Origin of the sequence: Rhodococcus kronopolitis, from assembly GCF_042654025.1 — a bacterium.
Lineage (GTDB): Bacteria > Actinomycetota > Actinomycetes > Mycobacteriales > Mycobacteriaceae > Rhodococcus_G > Rhodococcus_G kronopolitis.
Genome location: NZ_JBHSFO010000015.1, coordinates 286,294 through 309,110, shown reverse-complemented (window position 1 = coordinate 309,110; position 22,817 = coordinate 286,294). Strand labels below are relative to the sequence as shown.

The following is a 22,817-nucleotide window of genomic DNA, read 5'->3' as shown; positions in this document are numbered from 1 at the left end:
TGTCGGAGACGAGGCGGTGGGTAGTGTGGTTGGTTTTGTTCCGGAGATGGCCGCGAGTTCGGTGCTGTGGGCTGGTGACCTGATCGGTGTCATCGACTCCCCAAGGTTCTGGTGTAATGCAGTCGATGGCATGGAGGAATGCATTGCTTCGAAACCTACCTCCATGCAGGTCCTGCTCGGCATCTTGGCGGGTAATGGCACAGAGGGTCCTTGGCCCGCCTTGCCGTGGGCACCCGCGACTGAATTTGGGTAGAACTGATCTGCGCGACGAAGGTGTTGCGGGAGTGGATGACCGACCGGGCCGCGGCCGAGGTGCCGCTCGCGGCGGACCTGTAGGAGGGCGAGGGCTCCGGGGGTCGCCCCCGGGTTCCTCGTCGAAAACCATTGTGTGGGAAGGGTTACCGCGGGTTCATGCGCAGTGCGCCGTCCATGCGGATGGTCTCGCCGTTGAGGTAGTCGTGCTCGACGATCATCTGCGCGAGCTGCGCGTACTCGTCCGGACGGCCCAGGCGGGACGGGAACGGCACGCCGGACTCGAGGCCCTTGCGGTACTCGTCGGTGACGCCGGGGGCGATGGCGTTCACGCGGATGCCGTACTGCGCCTGCTCGATTGAACGATAACGCGGGATCCGCGAGTCGAGTTGGGAACAGTTCACCGGATGGTCGTGTTCGGGAGGCTGATCTGGTTGGTTGAATGTGTTGTGTACAACGTTTGACCTGCGGTGATGTTGGTTTTTGGTTTCGGTGACGGGCTGGGTGGCTGGCTCTCTATGCTGGCGCGGTCGGGGGCGTTCGTGGGTGTTGGCTTTCCCGGCATTCCATGTCGAACGAAGGAGTTTTCTGTATGTCTCGAAACGTGGCTCGCCGCGGGGCGGCGGTTCTTGCCAGTGCGGCTCTGCTCGGTGGTGGTCTGGTTCTCGGTGCCGGTACGGCGTCGGCCTCCTCTGTCGGAGACGAGGTGGTGGGTAGTGTGGTTGGTTTTGTTCCGGAGATGGCCTCGGGCTCGGCGCTGTGGGCTGGTGACCTGATCGGTGTCATCGACGCCCCTACGTTCGGGTGTAATGCAATGGAGGGCATGGAGGAATGCGTCGCTTCGATACCTACCTCCATGCAGGTCCTGCTCGGCATCTTGGCGGGTAATGGCACAGAGGGTCCCTGGCCCGCCTTGCCGTGGGCACCCGCGACTGACTGGTAGGACTGATCCCGGTCGTTTTGACGGTGACTTTGTCGGCGATGGTTCGGATGTCGTCGGGTGAGCCGGGCGGGTGCGCACCGCACCCGTCCGGAAGTGCTGGTCGGGTACCCACGTTTGGGAGTCCTGGGCGGGCGGGTCGCGTGCAGTCGATGCATCGCGGTGCGGCGGGATCTCATCCAGGGTGAGCGGCTGCTGGTCTACAACGAGGACGACGTGCGCGCGACGAAAGTGTTGCGGGAGTGGATGACCGACCGCGCCGCGGCCGAGGTGCCGCCGCGGCGGACCTGTAGGAGGGCGAGGGCTCCGGGGGTTGACCCCCGGAGCCCTCGTCGAAAACTATTGTGTGAGAAGGATTACCGCGGCGCCATGCGCAGCGCGCCGTCCATGCGGATGGTCTCGCCGTTGAGGTAGTCGTGCTCGACGATCATCTGCGCGAGCTGCGCGTACTCGTCCGGACGGCCCAGGCGGGACGGGAACGGCACGCCGGACTCGAGGCCCTTGCGGTACTCGTCGGTGACGCCGGCGAGCATCGGGGTGTCGATGATGCCGGGGGCGATGGTGTTGACTCGGATGCCGAACTGCGCGAGGTCGCGGGCGGCCGGGACGGTCATGCCGTGCACGCCGCCCTTGGACGCGGAGTACGCGATCTGGCCGATCTGGCCCTCGAACGCCGCGACGGAGGCGGTGTTGATGACCACGCCGCGCTGGCCGGTGGCGTCGACGGCGTCGGTCTTGGCGATCGCGTCGGCTCCCAGGCGCATCACGTTGAAGGTGCCCAGCAGGTTGACGGTGATGACCGTGCGGAACAGCTCCAGGTCGTGCGGGCCGTTCTTGGACAGGATGCGGCCGGCCCAGCCGACGCCGGCGCAGTTGACGACCGTGCGCAGCGGCACGCCGGAGGCCACGACCTGCTCGATCGCGGCCTGCACCTCGTCGCCGCTGGTGACGTCGGTGGGGATGAGGGTGACGCCGGCCGGGACGCTGTCGCCGGCCCGCTCGATGGACTGGGCCAGGTCCAGCCCGAAGACGGTGGCGCCGGCGTCGGCGAAGCGCTTCGCGGTGGCTGCGCCGAGGCCGGAGGCTGCACCGGTGACCAGTGCCGCGGTTCCCTGGAGTTCCACTGTTCGATCCTCTTTTCTGGCGGCCACCGTTGGCCAGCCGGTAGTGACCTGAACGATAGCGCCTGGCCGTGAGTCTGGTTAACAACAGTTCACCGAAAGTCTGGGAGGCGGGTGTCGATCACTGGGTGGAATCTGTTGTGTACAACGCTTGACCTGCGAATATGCCTGTTCTGGTTTCCGTGCCCGAATTGGTTGTCGATCTCTATGCTGGCGCGGTCGGGGGCATTCGCAGGTGTTGGTCGCTCCGTCATGTCATGTCATGTGGAACGAAGGGAAATCTTGTATGTCTCGGAACTTGGCGCGCCGCGGCGCGGCCGTCCTTGTCAGCGCGGCTCTGCTCGGCAGTGGTTTGGCTCTCGGTGCCGGTACGGCATCGGCGGCGGAGACTGCTGGTGCCGGGAGCGTCGACACCGCGAGTGTCGATATGTCCAATTCGGTCGTGATCAGCGTTGTCGGCTTTGTTCCGGACCTGGTCTCGGCAATGGTGATCCGGCAGGGAATAGCGTCTGGCTCCTTCGACCCCTCCGAAATCTACGCGGCGTGTGTCGGCGAATCCGGTGACTGCCCTAGCCCCACCGACACACAGCGGTTGCTCGCCATCCTGGCGGGTAATGGAATGGGTCCCTGGCCCGCCTTGCCGTGGGCACCCGCGACTTCCCGCTGACCGAACTCGCGGGGCCGCCCCCACCGCGCAGCATGTTGTCGGCGTCGATGAGCCGGGCGGGTGTGTCGCACCCGTCCGGCAGTTCGGTTTGGTGATCGCGGTGGTCTGAGATCGGTACTCCGCGAATGCGTCCCGGCGTCAGTCGGCGGTGGGCGAATCGACGGGCCGGCGCAGCGTGACCGCTGCGACCACGACGCCGACCACCGCACCGACCAGGGTGTCCAGCACCCGGTCGACCGCGATGTCGGGGGTGACGGGTGTGCCCAGTCCGACCATCAGCAGGGCCATCGGGGTGACGGCCAGTGAGGTAAGCGCGTAGTTCCTGACCACCAGGAGTTCGGCGACCACCTGCAGTGCGACGATGACGACCACCGCCTGCCAGTAGTTCGGGGCGGCCGCGATGAGGAGCGCCGCGATCACCGCGCCACCGACGTTGCCGAGCAGTCGGGCGATGGCGCGCTGCGCGGTGTGGCTGAAGGTGAGCCCCTGCATTGCGGCAATGGCGCCGAGTGAGGCCCACAGGGGGTGCCCGAGCCCGGCGGCCGCGGCGACCCAGCCGGCGAGTGCCGACGCCGCGGCGATGCGTGCGCCGTTCACGAGGAGTCCGCGCGCGCGCAGCCGGCGTGCCCCGGTGGCCAGGACTCCTTCGACCAGGGGTAGCTCCGGTGCGTCGAATCGACGGGAAGTACTGATGTGTCGCTTGACCTTACGGAGTTCCTGCTCGTGTACGGCGACTTGGTGCAGCGGGTCGGTGTCGCCGTCGATCAGCCAGCGCTCCACCGCGAGGTCGGCGTCGGCGAGCAGGGCGGTGAGGTCGTGCGCGTGCGCAACTCCGTGCTCGCCGCGGGCGCTGACCGCGACCACCTCGCGGGCATGGGCGAGGGCGCCGCGTGCCGCGGCAGGGTCCCCCGGTCCGGGTTCGCCGAGGCGGGCGACAGCGGCGAGTGCGCGAGCCGTCGCGAGGCGGGCGGCGCCCATCGGCACGAATGCAGCGGGTGTCAGGGCGGCCACCCAGCCGACCAGGGCGCCGGCCATCACGGCGAGCGTGACCGCCGTGAGGTCCGCGGCCGTATGGGAATAGCCGACCGCGGCCATCGCGGCGAAGACGAAGATGACGGCGCCCGGGCCGGTGATCCGGAACGCGCCGAGGACCAACGAGGCCAGGCCCGCGGCCGAGGACAGCAGCACGATCTGCCAGCCCGTCGTGAGTCCGGCGACGCCTGCAACAGCGCCGAGAACGACGAACGAGACCAGGCTGCCGGCAACCACGGCCAGTTTGGCGGCCAGCCTCGGGTAGGGCTCGTGCCGGGCGAACGCCGCGGTCAGCGCGCCGAGGGCCGCGATCCCGGCAAGTGCCGGTTGGCCGAGCAGGCCCCCCGCGACCAGGGTCACCGCCGCGGCGATCCCGACTCGCACGGCGGGCGCCACGGTGGCGTCGGCGGCGCGGACCTCGAGGGCGCCGCGCCAGGCGTCGGCTGACGTCGCATGCGCCAGCGCCTCGCCGGTCCGGCGCAGGTGGCCGGGTCGGGTGGTGAGGGTGAGGGTGAGGGAGTCAGGCATCGCCCCAGGATACATATATTTCACGAGTAAATTAACAGTGAAGCATTGTGTGCCTGGTCGCTACGATGTGCCCATGGGTACGACCGATGACGACTTCGTGGACCGTGTTCGCGATCAGTGGGCCGGGGTCTACCCCGACGAGGACCTGACTCCGGTCGAGGTGATCGGCCGGATCGGCCGGATCGGAGCGCAGTCCCTGGCCAGGCTCGATCAGATGTTGGCGTCGACCGGCGTCACGCGAGCCGAGTTCGACGTGTTGGGTGCGCTGGCCCGTAGCGGACGGCCCCTGCGGGCCAGCGAGGTCACCGCGGTGACGATGGTCAGCGGTGCCGCGACCACCAAGCATGCCGACCGGTTGGTGACGATGGGTCTGATGCGACGCCGGCCGTTCGAGCGTGACGGCCGGGTGGTGCTGCTGGAGTTGACCGACGCTGGCCGTGAGTTCGTTGCCGAGCACTTCCCCCGCCGCCTCGAACTGGATCGACAGTTGCTCGTCGGATTAGATGACGTTGAGCGAGAAACACTTTCAAAGTTGCTGAGGCGGATCTCGGCGGTCTCGGAACGCTGAGGAGGCCGTCTCTGCAGTGGTAGCCACGCCCATTGAGTGACCGGCGACCCGTCGGGGACGGACACCGCATCAGGCGCAGTCGATGCACCGCCGCGCGGCGGGCAGCGCCTCCAGCCGTTCCGGACTGATCGCCCGTCCGCATTTCTCGCACACGCCGTAGGTACCCGCGTCGATCAGTCGCTCGGCCGCGTCGAGTTCGTCGAGGTCACGCCGGGCCTCGGCGAGCAACGCTGCCGTCTGGGCGCGTTCGAAGGCGATGGTCGAGCCCTCCGGGTCGTGTTCGTCGTCGTCGGTGGTCAGGTGCGAGCCCTCGATGATCTCAGCGAGCCGGGCGGCGAGGAGGTCGATGCGGTGGGTGGCCGCGCTCCGTTCGGCGGCGATCCGCTCTTGCGGCGAGGCGGTGCCTGATTCGGGAAGCGTCATGCCTGGTTCAACGTGAAACCGTACGGTTCCGGTACCCGGAGGTCGGCAGGGTGTACGGAAGCCGGTCGGTTCGACGAGCCGGTGGGCGTGCAGTATCCCGGACGCGATCGGTGTCGAAGCCACGATACTGGCCCGTCTGGATTTGTGTTTAACACTGCTGCCTGGGGAAACAGGGTCCCTGATTCCGGGACGGTTGGTCCGTTTTGTGCTTAGTCTGGCGGGGTTGTCTGGGTTGGGCGGGCATTGGGGGGTCGGTTTCCCGGCACGGATGGGGTGTGTGGCAATGGGAAGGAATGTGTGGTGCGGGTGGGGCGATGCTCGCGGCGTTGCCGAGTACGGCGAGCATGGTGCTGCCCGAGGACGCAGTGATTCTTTGCCCGCTAGCTAGCTCGGGTACCTGAACCGTTGCTCGGCGCCTACCTGCCGAGAGGCTCGCGAGGACCCGGCCTGATCAGATAATGGTCATGAAATTCGTTGCTGCCAAGTCGATTTGATGCGCTATCTTTGCGCGGGACGGCGGTGTGAGTGTGGCGGACGTGGCCGCACGCACCTGCCATGTCGGGGCGAGATCGGGGGTCCGGCTTCTCGGAATCGGCCACTTCATCACGTGTTAGAACTACTCGAAGAAGGGTTTTTCTGTGCGAACAATTTCCATGCGGTCGACAGGTCTGATCCGGCGCGCAGCGACCACGCTCGCCGCCGCCGCGCTTCTCGCCGGCGGGCTGACCACAGGTGCCGGTTCCGCCCTGGCGGAACCGGGATCGGCCGACTCTCTTCCGGCCCTCGCCGGGGTCATGCCGATCTTTGCGGCGGGATCGGTGGGAGCGGAACTGCCTGCCTGTGACGATCGCCGTGGCAGTGCGTCTCGGACTTTCGACGGCATCACGGTGGAGCGAAGTGGCCGGGCCACGGCATATCCCGGTGAACTCGTCGAATCGTTGATCCAGATCAAATCGGTCGACAGTTCAAAGTCCATCGAGCGAGTGACCGCGTACCTGCCCAAGGGGTCGCAGTTCCTGTCGGTCGACGTCAAGTGGTACGAGCCGGGTGTCGTGGGGTTTGTATCAGCGCCGGCGCCCGAGACGTCCGTCGACGAGAAGACGGGGGCGGTGACCTTCACGGGTAGCTGGCCGATGAATTCTTTTGTCACCGTCCAGTACAGCGTCCCCTTGACGGCAAGGGTCGGATCCGTGCTGGAGGGTGGTTTCGGGATCACCGTCGCCGGTCTCGAGGCTCGGGACTGGCCGGTGCTCGAGGAGAACGGCACCACGATCAGCGGCTGGTGCGAGTATCCAGACGAGCCGAATCTCGATGACGGGTTTCACCAGGGTTACGGCAGCACCGGTTCCTAGCGGCCGCCTACCGGTCGAGGGACTCGCGAGGCCCCTCGACCGGTAGCGCGCCCAGCCGCCGGGACCGCACCCGGTGCACCACACCGGCCGCGGCCGCGACGGCGAGGATCGACACGGCGGCGATCGGGCCGGCCGGGTTGCCCGGGAACAGCCCTTCGAGCAGCAGCATGACGCCGAACACCAGGAACAGTGTCGCGGCGGCGAGCTGGATGAACCGGTCCGGCAGGTGCCTGCCGAGGACCGCGCCGACGATGATCGCCAGCGCGTCCGCGGCGACCATGCCGATCGTCGAGCCGATCCACACGCCCACCCAGTCGTTGTCCGCGGCGAGGGTGATGGTCGCGAGCATCGTCTTGTCGCCGAGTTCGGCCAGGAAGAACGCTGACGCGACCGCAAGGAACGCTGAGGTGCCGACCCGCGCGGCCTTGTTCTGCTCGTCGTCGGTGAGGCTGTCGCCGCGCAGCGTCCAGGCCGCGAAGATCACGAACGCGATGCCGCCGACGATGCTGATCAGGTTCGTCGGCAGGGCCGCACCCAGGTAGTGGCCGACGCCGACGGAGACCAGGTGCACCACCGTCGTCGCCGCGGTGATGGCGCCGATGACGACCCACCACTTGTAGCGCAGGGCGAACGCCATGGCCATCAGCTGGGACTTGTCGCCGAGTTCGGCGACGAAGATGACGCCGAAACTCAGCAGCAGGGCGGCAAGCACGTGGATCCTCCGTCTCGTCGATTCGGAGGATGTGGGGACCTTCCTCCGGCCCCCGACGCGGGTGCGTCGACGGCCGAAGGTCTCGCCCACCGGCGGTGCCGGTTCGGGCAGCCGGGCGGGGTGCCGATGAGGCGCGCGCCAGTATGTCGACTGCTCGATTGGGGGCTACTCCCCTTCGTTGAAACCGACAGTACCGCCGGTTTTGTGAAATCGCAAAGCGCACAACAAGTTTGGGGAGCCGAACTTTCGAATTCCGGGGTGCGTCAGGCGGCGAGCAGCATCGCCAAAACGGCGGTGTCGGGGTCGCAGCTCGGGTCCAGGCTCACCCGGCTGACCATCGAGTTCACGGTGCCGTCGGGCTCGGCCTCCACCCAGGCCGCCCGGTGGTCGAGCCCCAGGTACGGCAGCCCCGGCAGCAGCACGCAGCCCGACGCAGCCCCCGCGCACTCCGGCAGCGACGGCACCGTCTCCGACGGCGGGTGCAGCATCAGCAGGGCCGGCGGCTGGTGGTCCGCGAAACATCCCGGGGTGACTGCGGAGCTGCCGATCACCGGACCCGCGGCGACGACCAGGCCGACCATGTCCGGGTCCGGGTTCTCGGGAAGCTCCTCGCGTGCACCGAAAACCGTTGAGGTGGAAAGCAATCCGGGAACAGACGCGACTCGGACGGTGAACACCAGCAGCTGAGCCCACTCCCTGGTGGTGTTCGGCCAGCGGCCGTAGATGACGAACCCGCGCAGCGAACCCGCGGCGTGGAACGGTGCGACCCCGATCTGCCCGTGCCTGTCCATCTCCCGCCCCCGATCCCTCGGACTGCGGACCGGGCGACCTGCCCGGTCACCTCCAGGATGCGCCCACCTCGACGGGCAGACAACTCGTCGGGCCGGGCTCAGGGCCGGGCGGCCGGAACCGTCACCCGCAGCAGTCGGACCGCGCCGGTCCGCCGGTCCGCGGCCTCCTCGGGGACCCAGGTGGTGGCGGTGCCGACGAACAGGTCGCGGCCGTCGGCACCGCCGAGGGCCAGGGTGTACGGGTCCGGCACGGCCAGTCGGTCGGTGACGGTGCCCGTGGCGTCGACGCGGATCGCCTCGCCGCTGACCGGCGACGCCACCCAGATGCCGTCCTCGCCGTCGACGGCCAGCCCGTACGGGGACACGCCCGGGTCGAACTCGGCCAGCACGCGACGTTGCGCGAGGCTGCCGTCGGGCTCGACGGTGAAGGCGGTCAGCCGTCCGGGCGTCGCCCGGGCCTCGGCGACCACCAGGGTGTCGCCGGCGGCGGTCACGACCATGCCGCCCGCGAACATCATGTCGGTGGCGACGGCGTGCACGGTGCCGTCGGGCTCGATCATCGCGAGGTCGGCGGCGCGCGGCGGGGACGGGGGAGTGCTGTCGTCGCCGTGGTTGCCCAGATAGGCGCGGCCGGTCCGGTCCACGCACATGTCGTTGACGTGCCACGTCGCGATCCCGGAGACGTCGGCGTGCACCACCAGCGTGCCGTCCACCTCGCGGCGCAGCACCGTCCGGTCCACGGTGGACGCGACCAGCAGCCGGCCGTCGGGCAGGAAGCCCAGGCCGGACGGGCGTCCGGGAACCTCCGCCACGGTGTTCAGCGCGCCGGTGCCCGGGTCGTACGCGAGCACCTCGCAGGCGTGGGTGTCGGAGAACCACAGGTGGCCGTCGTGCCACCGCGCGCCCGTGGGGAACGTGAGCCCTTCGATCAGCGTGTCTGTGATCACAGTCACGCCTCAACCATACGACTCGGCGGCGCCGACGGACCCCGCCGAAGACGACTTTCGCCGCGACCCGGGGACGGGGCGCGGCGAAAGTCGAGCAGTGAAAACTGCAGTTAGACGATCAGACCGGCGGTCTGGGTGCGGGCGCGGTCGAAGCGCGCGGCAACGTCGGCCCAGTTCACGATGTTCCAGAAGGCGTTGACGTAGTCGCCCTTGACGTTCTGGTAGTCGAGATAGAAGGCGTGCTCCCACATGTCGAGCATCAGCAGCGGGACCAGGCCGATGGAGATGTTGCCCTGCTGGTCGTACAGCTGGACGATGATCAGCCGCTGGGCGATGGAGTCCCAGGCCAGGATGGACCAGCCGGAGCCCTGGATGGCGTTGGCGTTGGCCGAGAAGTGGCTGCGGAAGGCGTCGAAGCTGCCGAACTGGTCGTCGATCGCCGCGGCCAGCTCGCCCTCGGGCTTGTCGCCACCCTCGGGGGAGAGGTTGTTCCAGAACACCGAGTGGTTGGTGTGGCCACCGAGGTGGAACGCCAGGTTCTTCTCGTGCAGGTTCACGACGGGCGCGAGCGTGTCGGACGCGCGCAGCTCCGCCAGCTTCTCGAGGGCCGCGTTGGCGCCGGCGACGTAGGCCGCGTGGTGCTTGCTGTGGTGCAGCTCCATGATCTTCGCGGAGATGTGCGGCTCGAGGGCCGCGTAGTCGTAGGGCAGTTCAGGCAGCGAGTAGACAGACACGAGGGTCCCTTCCTAGACGGGCGCGGATGCACCCGGGGTGTACCTTGCTTGAGCTTTCTGGGTGTAAACCCAATCCCATTCGTACACCGTCCGCAAGCGCTGTCGGCAGGCGGGCGCATCGGCGGCGGCACGAAAGGGCCGGTCAGTGCGATGTGACGCGAGCGACGGGAATTCGTCCGGGCGATGAACGGAACCTTAAACTCGTCCGGTGCCCCGACAGCAACGCGATTCCGTGACGGCGCCCGCGCCGGTCCCGCGGATCAACTTCGGGGGCGCAAACCTGCTGCGGGCGCTGGCCGTGCTCGCCGTCCTCTACTCGCACGTCTCGCTGTACCTGATCGACGACCTGGGTTCCGGCTGGTGGCTGATCGACCTGGTCTACGACTCACTGGTCGACGACGGCGGCCTCAACCAGCACCTGTCGTTCCTGGGCGTCGCGGTCTTCATGATGCTGACCGGGCTGATGCTGACCTCGTCGGCGGCACGGCAGACCCCGGGGCGGTTCCTGTTCAACCGGGTCGGCCGCCTGCTGCCCGGCCTGTGGGTGGCGATCGCGCTGGCCGTGCTGCTGGTCAAGCTGGGCGTCAACGGCATGTTCAGCCCCCAGGAGACGATCACCAACTCTCAGGCGGCGCTGAGCTTCGTGCTCGGCGGCTTCTTCCTCACCCCCGAGGTCGCGGTGCTGGGGGTGGTCTGGACGCTGGTGGTGCAGGTGATCTTCTACCTCTACCTGGCCGCGGTCCGTCCGCTGCTGCGCGCCGCCCCGATCGCGGTGCCGATGCTCGGCGCGGCGCTGTGCGCGGCGGTGCTGCTCTACAACCAGTTCGTGCCGCAGCCGTACTCGGTGCCGATGCTCAGCAAGGTCGCGGCGACGCTGCCGACGCTGTTCATCGGCCAGATCATCTACCTCGGTTGGTCCCGGCTGGCGAGCTGGCGCTGGGTCGTGGTGGCGATGATCGCGCAGTTCGAGGTGGTGCGCCTGGCCACCGACATCCGGGTGTACTGGTCGGGTGACCGCTACCTGTGGACCATCGTGGTGGTCACGGCCGCGGTGCTGGCCCTGGCCCGGTACTCCGGGCCGGTCGGCCGGTGGTCGGCGGTGCGCTGGGTCGCGACCCGCAGCTACGCCATCTACCTGCTGCACACCCTGATCCTCTACCGGGTCTTCCAGCTGACCGTCGACTCCGTCGGCACCACCGGCGCCGTGCTGGCGTTCCTGGTGGTGACCGCGGCCGCGTCGGAGCTGATGTACCGGTTCGTCGAGGTGCCCGGCGGCCGCCTGGTCGGTGACCTCGCCGCCAGGATCTGGAGTCGGGAGCCGACGGATCCGCCCGCTCCGGCGGTGCCGGACCCGGCCGCCGCAGCGGGACCGGAGGGGTGGACGGGCGTCGAGTCCGCCGTCGTGGTGGACCGGTCCCCGCGTAGCATTGAGGAATGTCCTGGTATGACGACATCCTCGGCCGCGCATCCGCAAAATCTCACCTGATCAGCGCCGACGAGGCGCTGCCCGGGCGAGAAGAGCCGATGCCGGTGCCGGAGGCACACCACGTCAACGGACACCGGCTGGTCCCGCCCTTCCCGGACGGGCTGGAGACCGCGGTGGTCGGCATGGGGTGCTTCTGGGGCGCCGAGAAGGAGTTCTGGCAGCTCGACGGCGTGTACAGCACCGCCGTCGGATACGCGGGCGGGTTCACCCCCAATCCCACCTACGAGGAGACCTGCTCGGGCCGAACCGGCCACACCGAGGCCGTCCTGGTGGTGTTCGACCCGGCGGTGCTCCCCTACGCGGGCGTGCTCGCCCACTTCTGGGAGAACCACGATCCGACGCAGGGCCTGCGGCAGGGCAACGACCAGGGCAGCCAGTACCGGTCCGCGATCTACACCGTCGACGCGGCGCAGGCCGCGACCGCGCGGGCGACGGCGGAGACCTTCGGGGCGCGGCTGTCCGCGGCCGGCTACGGGGCGATCACCACCGAGATCGCGGCGCTGCACACCTTCTACTACGCCGAGGCGTACCACCAGCAGTACCTGGCGAAGAACCCCAACGGCTACTGCCCCGTGCACGCGACCGGCGTCAGCTGCCCGGTCGGGGTGCTGCGCCAGGACGAGGTGCCGGCGCAGACGGACGTCCTGCCGCCGACCTGAGTTCTACCCACGCGACCGGGCGACCGACTGTGACGGAGCCCGCAAGGTCTTGACCCATGTCCGTACGGCGTACAAATGTGGGGCGAGTGCCCCCGCCGGGGGCGGCGCCGAGTGGTGAGGGCCGAGTGCGGATGTCGGGAAGTGTGCACGGTCGGTTGTCGCTGACGTTGCGGCTGCTGCGCCCGCCGCCCGGATCGGTCGCCCGGGGCTCGGACCGCCTCGAGGCGGCACTGATGGTGGGACTGGCGGTCCTGGCCGTCGTCCTCGTTCCGCTCGCCTGCTGGCTGGGCGCGCGCACCGGCGAGCAGCAGGTCGCGCTCGCGCAGCAACAGGCGCGCGAGCTGCGGACGACCACCGCCACCACCGTCGACGCGGCCGACCACGAGGCGGCCGTCGATCCCGGGATCCGCGCCGTCGACGTGGTGACCGCGACCTGGACCTGGGCCGGCGAGGTGCACCGCGGTCGCGTCGTGGCGGACGCCGGCGCCCCGGCCGGCACCCACGTCGACATCTGGGTCGACTCCGAGGGCAACCGGTCCGCTCCGCCGATACCGGTCGCCGACGCCGCGACGGCCGGGCCGTCCGTCGCGGTGTTCACCTGGGTGTCGGCGATGATGCTGGCGGGTACCGGCGTCGCGATCGGGACGGGCGTGCTCAACCGGCGCCGCGACGAGCAGTGGACCCGGGCGCTCGCGGGCCTGCTGGGCGACGCCCCAGCCCGGTAGCGGATTCAGCGCAGCTGCGGCAGCACTTCCGTGGCGACCAGTTCGAGGTGGTCCAGGTCGTCGAGGTCGAGGGTCTGCAGGTACACCCGGGTCGCACCGAGCTCGCCGTACCGGCCGATCTTGTCCACCAGTTCTGCTGGCGATCCGGCGGCGCCGTTCTCGCGCAGTTCGGAGACCTCGCGGCCGATCCGTGCGGCCCGGGCCGCGAGCTCCGCCTCGGTGCGGCCGCAGCACAGGACCAGGGCGTTCGAGTACACCAGCTCGGCGGGATCGCGGTCGATGGTCCGGCATGCCTGCCGCACCCGTTCGAACTGCGTCGCGGAGTCCTCGAGCGAGGCGAAGGGCAGGTTGAACTCGTCGGCGTAGCGCGCGGCGAGCGCGGGGGTGCGCCGACGGCCCATGCCGCCGATGACGATCGGCGGCCCCTCCGGGTGGTGCGGCTTGGGCAGGGCCGGCGAGTCGAGGATGCGGTGGTGGGCGCCGTCGTAGGAGAAGGTCTCGCCGACGGGCGTGCGCCACATGCCGGTGACCACGGCGAGGGTCTCCTCCAGCTTGTCGAAGCGCTCCTTGAGGCTGGGGAACGGGATGCCGTACGCGAGGTGCTCCTCCTCGTACCAGCCGGCGCCCAGACCGAACTCGACGCGGCCGCCGCTCATCGCGTCGACCTGCGCGACGGTGATCGCCAGCGGGCCCGGGTGCCGGAAGGTCGCGGACGTGACGAGGGTGCCGAGTCGGATCGTGGAGGTCTCGCGGGCCAGACCGGCCAGGGTGATCCATGCGTCGGACGGCCCGGGCAGCCCGTCGGAGTTCATCGCGAGGTAGTGGTCGGAGCGGAAGAACGCTCCGTACCCGAGTTGCTCGGCGGACTGGGCGACCCGCAGCAACTGCTCGTAGGTGGCGCCCTGCTGGGGTTCGGTGAAGATTCTCAACTCCATAGCTCATCAGGGTGCCAGCTCGCCGGGGACCCCGCGCACCGCAGGTCGTTAGTGCTGTGCACTACCTGTGTGGACAAGGCTGTGGAAACTGTGGATAACTCGTGGATAGCTTGTGTCGCACGTCACATATCCGGTCGTGAGCGGGCCCAGGTCTGTGGATAACCCCGGTTGCCCCCCTTTCCCCAGGGTGTGGACAACCTTCGTCGACTCCGCCGCCGTGGACACGGAGAACGTGACAAGATCGAGGATGTGAGCTTTGGTGATGTGCCCTCGGTGTCGGTGGGGGAGGTGCCCGCCGAACTGTCCGCGGACGCCGTACTGCTGGATGTGCGTGAGGAATACGAGTGGGCGGACGGGCATGCGCCCGGCGCCCAGCACATCCCGATGGTCGACGTGCCCGCGCGGATGGACGAGATCGACATCGACGCCCAGGTGTTCGTGGTGTGCCGACAGGGCGGCCGGTCGATCCAGGTGGTCGAGTACCTCAACCGCGTCGGCTTCGACGCCTACAACGTGGCCGGCGGGATGGTCGCCTGGCAACACTCCGGACGGCCACTGACCGCGGACGACGGCCGGCCCGCGAAGATCTACTAGATGAGCGCCGTCCAGGTCTGTGCCCGCTGCGCCGCCCGTTGGCCGGTGGTCGGCGGCCCCGCGCAGTGGTGCCCCCGTTGCCACGGCGTGTTGCTCTCGCCGACCGACCCGGCCCGTCCGGAACCGCCGTCGCGACGCAACTTCCGCTGGGTCGCCCGGCGCCCCGGCGCCTCGCCCCGCCGGTCCGGGCCGGACGCCGGCACGCCGACGGCCGCCGCGGGGCCGCCGTCGTACCGGGAGATGCCGCGCTGGGGCCTGCTGGACCCGCCGCCCGCCGAGGCCGACGACGACGACGAGTACGGCCCGCCGGAGCGGCTCGCGGACCTCGCGCCCACGTTGCTCACCGCCGCCGCGGTGCTGTTCGCGGTCGGGGCGCTGGCGGAACTGTTCCGGTACGCGCTGCTGCTGCGCAACCGCAGCACGCTGATCTCCCCGACCGTGCTCGCGGTGTCCGACGGACTGGTCGGTGCGGCCGGGACGATGGCGCCGATGGTGGCGCTCGCCGCCGCCGCGGCATCGGTGGCCTGGCTGCTGCGGGCCCGCGCCGCCCACTACGCGGCCGCCGGTCGCAGCGATCCGCGTCGGCAGGCCGCGGTGGTCGCCGGATGCCTGGTCCCGGTCCTGAACCTGGTGTTCCCCGGCGTGTACCTGCACGAGCTCGACGAACGGAATACCAAGACCCGCAATCTTATTCGGCTGTGGTGGGCGCTCTGGGTGGGCGGCGGCCTGCTGGCGGCGGTGAACCTGCTGTGGCGTTCGCAGGACTCCGTGCAGGCCCGGGCCGACGGGGTGCTGCTGGCCGCGGCCGGCAACCTGGTGGCGGTGGCGGTGGCGGTGCTGACGCTGCTGGTGATCCGGCGGGTCGACGGGCTCGCGCTCACCGGCAGGCCGCGGGACCGGACGCGATGGGTACTGGTGCCGTGAGCGGGGACCGTCGCGGACCACTCGTCGTCGCCCACCGCGGGGCGTCGGCGGCCCGGCCCGAGCACACCCTCGCGGCGTACGAGCTGGCGCTCGAGCAGGGCGCCGACGGCCTCGAGTGCGACGTGCGGCTCACCCGCGACGGCCACCTGGTGTGCGTGCACGACCGCCGGGTGGACCGCACCTCCTCCGGTACCGGTCTGGTCAGCGAGATGACGCTGCAGCACCTGAGCTCGCTCGACTTCGGCACCGACGACGACCCGGCAGGGCTGCTGACGCTCGCGGAGCTGATCACCCTGGTCCTCGACCACCGGTCCCGGCCGACCAAGCTGTTCATCGAGACCAAGCACCCGGTGCGGTACGGCGGGCTGGTCGAGAGCAAGGTGCTGGCGGAGCTGGCCCGGTTCGGGCTGTCCGCGCCGGTGTCGGCGAGCCACTCGCGGGCGGTGGTGATGTCCTTCTCCGCGACCGCGGTGTGGCGGATCCGGCGGGCGGCACCGCTGCTCCCGACGGTGCTGCTGGGCGACGCCTCGCGCTATCTCGGCGGCGGCGCGGCGACCACGGTCGGGGCCACCGCCGTCGGGCCGTCGATCAAGTCGCTGCGTGAGCACCCGGAACTGGTGGACCGGGCGGCCGCCGCGGGGCGGGCCACCTACTGCTGGACCGTCGACGAGCCCGCCGACGTGCAGCTGTGCCGGGACCTCGGCGTCGGCTGGATTGCCACGAACCACCCGGGCCGCACCAAGGAACTGCTGGCACGGTAGCGGGCCGTGTAGGTTTCCGGTCGTGGGTAAGAGCAAAAGAAACAGTGGTCCGAAGCCCGACAGCAACCGCGCGGCCAAGCTCGCCGAGCGCCGCGCCGCCCAGGAGAGCATCGCGGCGACCGCGGTGTCCCGGCCGTTCGCCGGCCTGGCCGCCGAGTGCGACCTGGTCGCGATGCGTGAGTTCGTCCCGTCCGCCACCGCGCCGCTGCCGATGACCGGCGCCGACCGCGCCGTGGTGATCGCGACCGTGCTGCCCGGCGCCGTCGCCGCGCTGGTGCGCGACGAGACGGACTCCGCGACCGGCTTCGTCGGCATGCAGGTGCAGGCGCACTCCGCGGACCTGGCAGCGGACCTCGCCGCCGCCGCGTCCTGGGCCGCCACCGCCGCGCCCGGCGAGTCCCTCACCGCCGCAGGCGTCGACGCGGACCGCCCGCGGCCCGCCGACGTCATCGACGCGTCCGCGCCGCTCGACATCACCGTGCACCAGGACTTCAACTGGTGGATCCCGGAGGGCGTCACGCCTGCCCCCGAGGTCGCCGCCACCGTCGAGCGCGCCAACGAGGTGATCATGCCGTCCGCCCGCCTCGACGCCGACGGTGTGGTCGCGGCCTGGTGGGTCGACGCCGGCGAGAAGGCGCACCTGCGCTGGGTCCGTCCCGAGGACGAGGACCAGCTGATGCTGGCCCTGGCCCGGGTGCACGCGGCCGGCGGCCTGACCCTCGGCGAGGGCTCGCGCTACGCGGGTTCGTTCCGGGCCCACGGCCTGCTGGTGCCGGTGTTCGACCTCGACCGTGAGCGGCACGCGCAGGAGTGGGCGGCGGCCACCGCGGAACTCGGCGACCGGCTCGACCAGGCGCTGGCCGTCGACGCGCCGCTGACCTCGCAGGAGCGTCGCAGCCGCGACGGCCTGCGCGGCCGCCAGATCACCATTCGCTGACCGCTTCACGACGCCCGACGGGCGCCGCTCGTCCCACGGACTTGCGGCGCCCGTCGTCGTCTACCGGATCGCCGGGGTGCGCCTGGTCGTGACCGCGATCCGGTTCCAGGCGTTGATGGAGAGGATCAGGCCGATCAGCTGGGCAAGCTCGGCGTCGTCGAAGTGCGCCGCGGCCCGGTTGTAGACGTCGTCGGGCACGAAGCCGTCCGTCAGGACCGTCACGGCCTCGGTCAGGGCGAGCGCGGCGCGCTCGCGCTCCGTGAACAGGGCCGGCACCTCCTCCCACGCGGGGAGGAGGTGGAGCTTCTGCTCGCTGATCCCGACTTTCCGGGCGTCCGTGGTGTGCATGTCGATGCACCACGCACAGTGGTTGATCTGGGAGGCGCGGGTGACCACCAGTTCGGCGAGGACCGGGTCGACGCCCGTCCTGGCCGCGGCGTCCAGGGCGATCATCGCCTGGTAGACCTCGGGCGCGTGCTTGAAGAAGTTGACTCGCTGCGGGTGCTCGGGTGTGGTCATGGATTCGACTGTATGCCCCGAATGGTCCGTCCGGATGGTTCAATCTGTCCGTGAAATCGTGGGCCAATTCCGGGCTGGACCTGCATCTGGACCTCGGCGCCCGGGGCGGCGTGCGGTCCGCGCTGACCGCCGCACTCCGCGAGGGCATCAGGTCCGGTCGGCTGGCTCCGGGGGCCGCGCTGCCACCGTCGAGGGCCCTGGCCGCGGACCTCGGGGTCGCCCGCAACACGGTGGCGGACGCGTACGCGGAACTGGTGGCCGAGGGCTGGCTCACCGCCCGGCAGGGCTCGGGCACCCGGGTGGCGCCGCGCGCGGTCGCCGCGACGGCCGGGGGAACCCGCAGACCTCCCGCGGCGGTGGCGCCGGCGTACGACCTGAGTCCGGGCTCGCCGGACCCCGCGTCGTTTCCCCGCGCCGCCTGGATCGCCTCCACCCGCCGCGCGCTGACCGCGGCGCCGAGTGAGGCCTTCGGCCCGGGTGATCCCCGGGGTCGGCCGGAGTTGCGAATTGCCTTGGCGGACTACCTGTACCGGACGCGTGGTGTGCGGGCGGACCCGGACCGGATCGTGGTGTGCGCGGGCACCGCACACGCGCTGACGTTGCTCGGGTCCGTGCTGGCGCGGTCCGCGTCGGTGGCGCGGGCCGGGGCCGCCACGGTCGCCGTCGAGTCGTACGGGCTGCACGTGCACCGCGGCCTGCTCGCCGAGGCGGGCCTGCGCACGGTGCCGCTGACCGTGGACGAGCACGGGGCCAGGGTCGGGGAACTGGCGTCGTCGGGGGCGGCCGCGGTGCTGCTCACGCCGGCCCACCAGTTCCCGATCGGTGGGCCGCTGCACCCGGAACGCCGTGCGGCGGTGATGGACTGGGCCCGCACGTCCGACGGCCTGGTGCTCGAGGACGACTACGACGGCGAGTTCCGCTACGACCGGCAGCCGGTGGGTGCGATGCAGGATCTCGATCCGGACAGGGTGGTGTACCTCGGTTCGGTCAGCAAGAGCCTGTCGCCGGCGTTGCGTCTGGGCTGGATGGTGCTGCCGGACCGGCTCGTGGACCCGGTGGTCGAGGCCAAGGGCGTCTGGGAGCGGTGGGTGAGCGTGCCGGACCAGTTGGCGCTCGCCGACTTCCTGGCCTGCGGCGCCTATGACCGGCAGGTCCGGCTGATGCGGTCGCGCTATCGCGGTCGCCGCGACCGGCTGGTGTCGATGCTCGCCGAACGGGCGCCTGCGGTGCGACTGTCGGGCATCGCGGCCGGGCTGCACGCCGTCGTCGACCTGCCGCCGGGCAGCGAGCGGCGCGTGCTGGCCGCCGCGGCCGCCGCGGGTCTCTCGCTGGGGCCGCTGTCGCCGCTGCGGCACCCGGACGCCACCACCCCGCCTCGGGACGGGGTGGTGGTCGGCTTCGGTGCCTCGCCGGAGAACGCCTTCGCCGGCGCACTCGAGGTGCTCTGCCGGGTGCTGGCGACGGCCGGGATCGAGCCCGGGGGCAGTGCCTCGGTCTAGATGGTCCCGCCGGCCGCCGACGGCGCGCCGACCGAGTCCTTGGGCTGGTTCATCTCGCGCGCGACGAAGTCCTCGAGGTCGAACAGGTTGGCGCCCGCACGGTCCGCGATGGCCAGCAGGGTGGTCATCGAGGCGACCTCCTCGACCTGCTCCTTGAGGAACCACTGCATGAACTGCTCGCCGAGGTAGTCGCCCTCCTCGCGCGCGGTGCTCGCGAGCGCGATGATCTGCTCGGTCACCGTCCGCTCCTGCTGCAGGGCCAGTGCGATCGGCTCCCGGGTGTCCGCGAAGTGCGACTTGGCGTTGTCGACGCCCGTCATGTCCACGGTCATCTCCCGGTCCAGGAAGTACTGGACGATCATCATCGCGTGGTTGCGTTCCTCGACCGCCTGCGAATAGAAATGCTTGGCGAGTTGGGGCAGGTCCGCGTTGTCGTAGTAGACCGCGGTCGCGATGTACTGGTGCGACGCATTGAATTCGTTTCGAATCTGGTCATGCAGCAGGGTGTGAAACTTGGACCTGTCGGTATCTACGGAATCGCCCATGGGCGAGACGGTATCGCTGGTCAGTGGCCATTGTCATCCAAGTGAAGCCTAAATGAGGGCAGTGTTGCCTAATTGAGTTCAGCCTCACCTTGGAAAGGGAAATGGGGGGAATCCGCGGTCACGGATTCCCCCCATTCACTCCGGACGGGTACGCCGCGTCAGACGGCCCCGCCGCCGGCGATCTTCGGCGCGGTGCGGTCCTTCGCCGCGGCCGAGTTCATCTCCCTGGCGACGAAGTCCTCGACGTTGAACAGGTTCTCGCCTGCGCGGTCGACGATGGACAGCAGGGTGGTCATCGAGGCGACCTCTTCGACCTGCTCCTTGAGGAACCACTGGATGAACTGCTCGCCCAGGTAGTCGCCGGTGTCGCGGGCGGTGCGCGCCAGCTTGGTGACCTGTTCGGTGACGGCGCGCTCCTGGTTCAGCGCCAGTTCCACCGGCTCCCGGACCGACCCGAACTCGGTGACGACCTCGTCGATACCCGGGATCTTGACCTCGAGATCGTTGTCGAGCAGGTACTGGATCATCATCATCGCGTGGTCGCGTTCCTCGGTCGCCTGGCTGTAGAACCGCTTGGCCAGCTGCGGGAGGTCGTTTCCGTCGAAGTACACCGCGACCGCGATGTACTGCTGCGACGCGGTGAACTCGTTACGCACCTGGACGCTGAGTAGGTCGTGAAATTCGCTGCGGTCTCGAGTGCTCATGCGGTTCAGATTACCGGGTGGGTCGAATCGCGCCCGTGCGCCTTTCTGACGGGAACCGAGAAAGGCGCACGGACGGTGTGGGGCGACTAATTCGTGGTCACCAAATCGGAGGGAATTGGTTTGTCGTCGGCCAACGCGGCGAAGAACTGCGATGCGCGTTCGCGGTCCCAGAGCAGGACGTTCCCGGAGCCGTCGACATCCTCGAATCCGCCGACCGGGACGGTGGTGGTGACGAGGTCGCCCCGCATCGCCCAGGCCAACCCGGCCAGGTTCCACAGGTGGTCGCCGTCGTCGACCTGCAGGGTGGCCGCGGACTCGCTGGCCATCGACCACAGCCGGAACGGGTTGACCAGCGTGCCGACATCGGTCGCCTTCTTCAGCAGCGCGGCCATGAAGGCCCGCTGGTTGTTCATCCGGTCCAGGTCCGCCAGCGGCGTCGCGCGGCTGCGGACGAAGCCGAGCGCCTGGGTGCCAGTCAGGTCCTGGCAGCCCGGCTGCAGGTTGATCCCCGCCAGCGGGTCGTCGATCGCGTACGGCACGCACAGGTTCACCCCACCGAGGGCGTCGACGATGCCGGCGAAGCCGCCGAAACCGATCTCGACGTAGTGGTCCATCCGCAGGCCGGTCGCCTCCTCGAGGGTCTGGACCAGCAGTTGCGGGCCGCCGAGCGAGAACGACGCGTTGACCTTGTCCCGGCCGTAGCCGGGAATGGGCACGTAGGAGTCGCGGGGGATGGACACCATCGTCGCGGCGCCGCTCTTCGGGATGTGCACGATGAGGATGGTGTCGGTGCGGCCCTCGCCGATGTCGCCGCCGGTGGTCAGCGCGGCCTCCTCCTCCGGGGTCAGCCCGGCCCGGCTGTCGGAGCCGACGAGCAGCCAGTTGGTGCCCGGGGTGTCCGAGATTCGTCCGGGATAGTCGGCGAGCGCGTCGATGCGGTTCAGCGACCGGTCCAGGTAGATCGTGGAGCCGCCGACGAGCACCAGCAGGGCCAGCAGGACTAGTCCGATCCGGCGTCCCCAGTGCGGCCGCCGGCGGGCGCGGGCGGGCGTGGGCGGCTGCTCCGGCGGCGACGGCGGTGTGGGCTGGGGACGCCGCGGCGGAGGCCCGGCGGTGCCCGGTCGGCCGCTCTCGGGCCGGGCCGGCTGCCGGTTCGGGTCGGCGTACGGGTGCGGCGTCTGCCGTGGGGCGTAGGTCCCGGGCGGCTGCTGGCCGGGGGACTGCGACCAGGCTCGATCCGGAGACTGCGGCGGCTGGGCGCGGCGGCCGTCGCGACGGATCACCTGGGTGCCCTCGGGCCCGGGGGCAGTGGGTCCGCCACGGTGCGTGGGCTGGGGATGCTGTGACGGCTGGGGTTGCTGCGTCGGCCGGGGGTACGGGGCCGGCTGGGGCCTCGGCTGCTGCGTCGGCTGGGGCTGCCGGGGCTGCGGGCGTGGCGGGTACTGCCGTTCGGGGTACTGGGGCTGGGGCTGCTGGGGTCGCGGCGGCGGGTAGTTCGGCGGCGGGACGCGGCGCGGGGGCTGATTCGGCTGATTCGGCTGTGCCGGCGGCCGCTGCGGACGCGGCGCGCCGCCGTGACCCGCGCCGGGGTCACGGGGATCACGATGCTGGGGATGGTCGCCGTTCACGTGAATCGACTGTACGGGTCAGGGCAGCCAGGAAATGCGGCCGCGCAGCAGCGCGTACCCGACGAACGCGACGGTGTCGATCAGCCAGTGCGCCACGATCAGCGGCCACAACCGCCCGGTCTTCTGCCAGTAGCGCCCGAAGACCAGCCCCATCAGCACGTTGCCGAGTCCGCCGCCGAGGCCCTGATAGAGGTGGTAGCTGCCGCGCAGCAGCGCGGACGCCAGGAGCGACCGGTTCTCGCTGAAGCCGAGGCGCCGCAGCCGGGAGATCAGGTACGCGACCACCAGCACCTCCTCGGCGGCCGAGTTCGCGAACGCCCATGCCGTCAGGACCGGCAGCCGCCACCAGTGCTCCTCGACGGTGCTGGGCAGCACGGTGAGGTTGATGCCGACGGCGTTCGCGACCAGGTACAGGGCGAGCCCCGGCAGCCCGATCAGTGCCGCGATCCAGACACCGGGCAGCAGGTCGCGACGCCGGCGCGGCGGCCACGGCAGGCCGATCCTGGCGGGCCCGAGGCCGCTGCGCCAGAGCAGGTACAGACCCAGCGCCGCCCAGGCACACAGCCGCAGCACGCCCAGCAGTTGGCGGCCGAGGTCGATCCAGCCGACCCGGGACTGGGAGGTGTTCAGCGCGACCGTCTGCTCGGCGAGCCCGCCGGGAGCCGTGGCGTCCTCGATCAGCGACAGGATTCCGGACAGCCCGCTGAGCCCGAAGGTGACGAGCAGGACGACGGTGACCTCGAACCACAGTGCCCGTCGCTCCGCGGGCGTCGGCGCGGGTTCACTCCGGGGAGGGGCGGTCGGCCGGAGCCATTCGTCGAGCCTGGTCACGTG

23 protein-coding genes and 2 pseudogenes are annotated in these 22,817 nt (G+C 70.1%); 11 read left to right on the top strand and 14 right to left on the bottom strand.

Features of this window, described 5'->3' with window-relative positions:
• Window positions 1-398: 398 nt before the first annotated feature.
• A pseudogene (locus tag ACFO6S_RS20935) lies at window positions 399-602 on the bottom strand (3-hydroxyacyl-CoA dehydrogenase); the annotation flags it as partial.
• Between the two features lie 761 nt (window positions 603-1,363).
• Between ACFO6S_RS20935 and ACFO6S_RS20930 the strand changes: the two are divergent.
• Window positions 1,364-1,606, top strand: a pseudogene (locus ACFO6S_RS20930) (hypothetical protein); the annotation flags it as partial.
• Here the strand turns inward: ACFO6S_RS20930 and ACFO6S_RS20925 are convergent.
• Complete coding sequence (locus tag ACFO6S_RS20925; RefSeq protein WP_378419895.1) at window positions 1,549-2,316, bottom strand: SDR family NAD(P)-dependent oxidoreductase; 768 nt, start codon at window positions 2,314-2,316, stop codon at window positions 1,549-1,551. The pseudogene ACFO6S_RS20930 and the gene ACFO6S_RS20925 overlap by 58 nt on opposite strands.
• An 802-nt stretch (window positions 2,317-3,118) precedes the next feature.
• Window positions 3,119-4,540, bottom strand: a complete 1,422-nt coding sequence (locus ACFO6S_RS20920) for an FUSC family protein (RefSeq protein ID WP_378419894.1) — start codon at window positions 4,538-4,540, stop codon at window positions 3,119-3,121.
• Window positions 4,541-4,613: 73 nt separating this feature from the next.
• On the opposite strand from ACFO6S_RS20920, the gene ACFO6S_RS20915 reads away from it, so the two are divergent.
• A complete protein-coding gene (locus ACFO6S_RS20915) occupies window positions 4,614-5,108 on the top strand; it encodes a MarR family winged helix-turn-helix transcriptional regulator (RefSeq protein WP_378419893.1) in 495 nt (164 codons plus the stop codon).
• A gap of 69 nt (window positions 5,109-5,177) precedes the next feature.
• Here the strand turns inward: ACFO6S_RS20915 and ACFO6S_RS20910 are convergent, their stop codons facing one another.
• Window positions 5,178-5,531 (bottom strand): TraR/DksA family transcriptional regulator, encoded by a 354-nt coding sequence (locus ACFO6S_RS20910; RefSeq protein WP_378419892.1) that lies wholly within the window; start codon window positions 5,529-5,531, stop codon window positions 5,178-5,180.
• Between the two features lie 983 nt (window positions 5,532-6,514).
• On the opposite strand from ACFO6S_RS20910, the gene ACFO6S_RS20905 reads away from it, so the two are divergent.
• Window positions 6,515-6,883, top strand: a complete 369-nt coding sequence (locus ACFO6S_RS20905; RefSeq protein WP_378419891.1) for a hypothetical protein — start codon at window positions 6,515-6,517, stop codon at window positions 6,881-6,883.
• Between the two features lie 7 nt (window positions 6,884-6,890).
• Here ACFO6S_RS20905 and ACFO6S_RS20900 read toward each other — a convergent pair whose 3' ends face one another.
• The 4 genes from ACFO6S_RS20900 to ACFO6S_RS20885 all read right to left on the bottom strand — a co-directional run bounded on the left by ACFO6S_RS20900 (window position 6,891) and on the right by ACFO6S_RS20885 (window position 10,067).
• Entirely contained in the window at window positions 6,891-7,595 is a 705-nt protein-coding gene (locus ACFO6S_RS20900; protein WP_378419890.1) for a TMEM165/GDT1 family protein, read from the bottom strand.
• Window positions 7,596-7,858: 263 nt separating this feature from the next.
• Entirely contained in the window at window positions 7,859-8,386 is a 528-nt protein-coding gene (locus ACFO6S_RS20895; protein WP_378419889.1) for a peptidase, read from the bottom strand.
• 98 nt (window positions 8,387-8,484) lie between these two features.
• Complete coding sequence (locus ACFO6S_RS20890) at window positions 8,485-9,339, bottom strand: SMP-30/gluconolactonase/LRE family protein (RefSeq protein WP_378419888.1); 855 nt, start codon at window positions 9,337-9,339, stop codon at window positions 8,485-8,487.
• A gap of 104 nt (window positions 9,340-9,443) precedes the next feature.
• The gene (locus ACFO6S_RS20885) at window positions 9,444-10,067 is read right to left on the bottom strand and encodes a superoxide dismutase (RefSeq protein ID WP_378419887.1); all 624 of its coding nucleotides are present in this window, start codon (window positions 10,065-10,067) and stop codon (window positions 9,444-9,446) included.
• A 259-nt stretch (window positions 10,068-10,326) separates the two neighbouring features.
• Here ACFO6S_RS20885 and ACFO6S_RS20880 point away from each other — a divergent pair, with 259 nt between their 5' ends.
• The 3 genes from ACFO6S_RS20880 to ACFO6S_RS20870 all read left to right on the top strand — a co-directional run bounded on the left by ACFO6S_RS20880 (window position 10,327) and on the right by ACFO6S_RS20870 (window position 12,937).
• Window positions 10,327-11,553, top strand: coding sequence for an acyltransferase family protein (locus tag ACFO6S_RS20880; protein WP_378419963.1), 1,227 nt, complete (start codon window positions 10,327-10,329; stop codon window positions 11,551-11,553).
• Window positions 11,502-12,212, top strand: a complete 711-nt coding sequence (gene msrA / locus ACFO6S_RS20875; protein ID WP_378419886.1) for a peptide-methionine (S)-S-oxide reductase MsrA — start codon at window positions 11,502-11,504, stop codon at window positions 12,210-12,212. The genes ACFO6S_RS20880 and msrA overlap by 52 nt, the downstream gene beginning before the upstream one ends.
• A gap of 143 nt (window positions 12,213-12,355) precedes the next feature.
• Complete coding sequence (locus ACFO6S_RS20870) at window positions 12,356-12,937, top strand: Rv1733c family protein (protein ID WP_378419885.1); 582 nt, start codon at window positions 12,356-12,358, stop codon at window positions 12,935-12,937.
• Between the two features lie 5 nt (window positions 12,938-12,942).
• Here ACFO6S_RS20870 and ACFO6S_RS20865 read toward each other — a convergent pair whose 3' ends face one another.
• The gene (locus tag ACFO6S_RS20865; RefSeq protein ID WP_378419884.1) at window positions 12,943-13,872 is read right to left on the bottom strand and encodes an LLM class F420-dependent oxidoreductase; all 930 of its coding nucleotides are present in this window, start codon (window positions 13,870-13,872) and stop codon (window positions 12,943-12,945) included.
• Window positions 13,873-14,121: 249 nt separating this feature from the next.
• On the opposite strand from ACFO6S_RS20865, the gene ACFO6S_RS20860 reads away from it, so the two are divergent.
• The 4 genes from ACFO6S_RS20860 to ACFO6S_RS20845 are packed head-to-tail and all read left to right on the top strand — an operon-like array spanning window position 14,122 to window position 17,088.
• Entirely contained in the window at window positions 14,122-14,466 is a 345-nt protein-coding gene (locus ACFO6S_RS20860; protein ID WP_378419883.1) for a rhodanese-like domain-containing protein, read from the top strand.
• Window positions 14,467-15,390 (top strand): DUF4328 domain-containing protein, encoded by a 924-nt coding sequence (locus tag ACFO6S_RS20855; RefSeq protein WP_378419882.1) that lies wholly within the window; start codon window positions 14,467-14,469, stop codon window positions 15,388-15,390.
• Window positions 15,387-16,151, top strand: coding sequence for a glycerophosphodiester phosphodiesterase (locus ACFO6S_RS20850; protein WP_378419881.1), 765 nt, complete (start codon window positions 15,387-15,389; stop codon window positions 16,149-16,151). The genes ACFO6S_RS20855 and ACFO6S_RS20850 overlap by 4 nt, the downstream gene beginning before the upstream one ends.
• A 22-nt stretch (window positions 16,152-16,173) precedes the next feature.
• Window positions 16,174-17,088 carry a DUF5926 family protein gene (locus ACFO6S_RS20845; protein WP_378419880.1) on the top strand — a complete coding sequence of 305 codons (915 nt, stop codon included), beginning with the start codon at window positions 16,174-16,176 and terminating at the stop codon, window positions 17,086-17,088.
• Window positions 17,089-17,148: 60 nt separating this feature from the next.
• On the opposite strand, the gene ACFO6S_RS20840 is transcribed toward ACFO6S_RS20845, so the two are convergent.
• Window positions 17,149-17,607 (bottom strand): carboxymuconolactone decarboxylase family protein, encoded by a 459-nt coding sequence (locus ACFO6S_RS20840; RefSeq protein ID WP_378419879.1) that lies wholly within the window; start codon window positions 17,605-17,607, stop codon window positions 17,149-17,151.
• A gap of 50 nt (window positions 17,608-17,657) precedes the next feature.
• Between ACFO6S_RS20840 and pdxR the strand changes: the two genes are divergently transcribed.
• A complete protein-coding gene (gene pdxR / locus ACFO6S_RS20835) occupies window positions 17,658-19,106 on the top strand; it encodes a MocR-like pyridoxine biosynthesis transcription factor PdxR (protein WP_378419878.1) in 1,449 nt (482 codons plus the stop codon).
• On the opposite strand, the gene ACFO6S_RS20830 is transcribed toward pdxR, so the two are convergent.
• The 4 genes from ACFO6S_RS20830 to ACFO6S_RS20815 form a co-directional block, all read right to left on the bottom strand.
• Entirely contained in the window at window positions 19,103-19,651 is a 549-nt protein-coding gene (locus ACFO6S_RS20830; RefSeq protein ID WP_378419877.1) for a ferritin, read from the bottom strand. The genes pdxR and ACFO6S_RS20830 overlap by 4 nt on opposite strands.
• A 158-nt stretch (window positions 19,652-19,809) precedes the next feature.
• Complete coding sequence (locus tag ACFO6S_RS20825) at window positions 19,810-20,355, bottom strand: ferritin (RefSeq protein WP_378419876.1); 546 nt, start codon at window positions 20,353-20,355, stop codon at window positions 19,810-19,812.
• Between the two features lie 86 nt (window positions 20,356-20,441).
• Window positions 20,442-21,638 carry an LCP family protein gene (locus tag ACFO6S_RS20820; protein WP_378419875.1) on the bottom strand — a complete coding sequence of 399 codons (1,197 nt, stop codon included), beginning with the start codon at window positions 21,636-21,638 and terminating at the stop codon, window positions 20,442-20,444.
• A gap of 363 nt (window positions 21,639-22,001) precedes the next feature.
• The gene (locus ACFO6S_RS20815) at window positions 22,002-22,814 is read right to left on the bottom strand and encodes a CPBP family intramembrane glutamic endopeptidase (protein ID WP_378419874.1); all 813 of its coding nucleotides are present in this window, start codon (window positions 22,812-22,814) and stop codon (window positions 22,002-22,004) included.
• Between the last annotated feature and the right edge of the window lie 3 nt (window positions 22,815-22,817).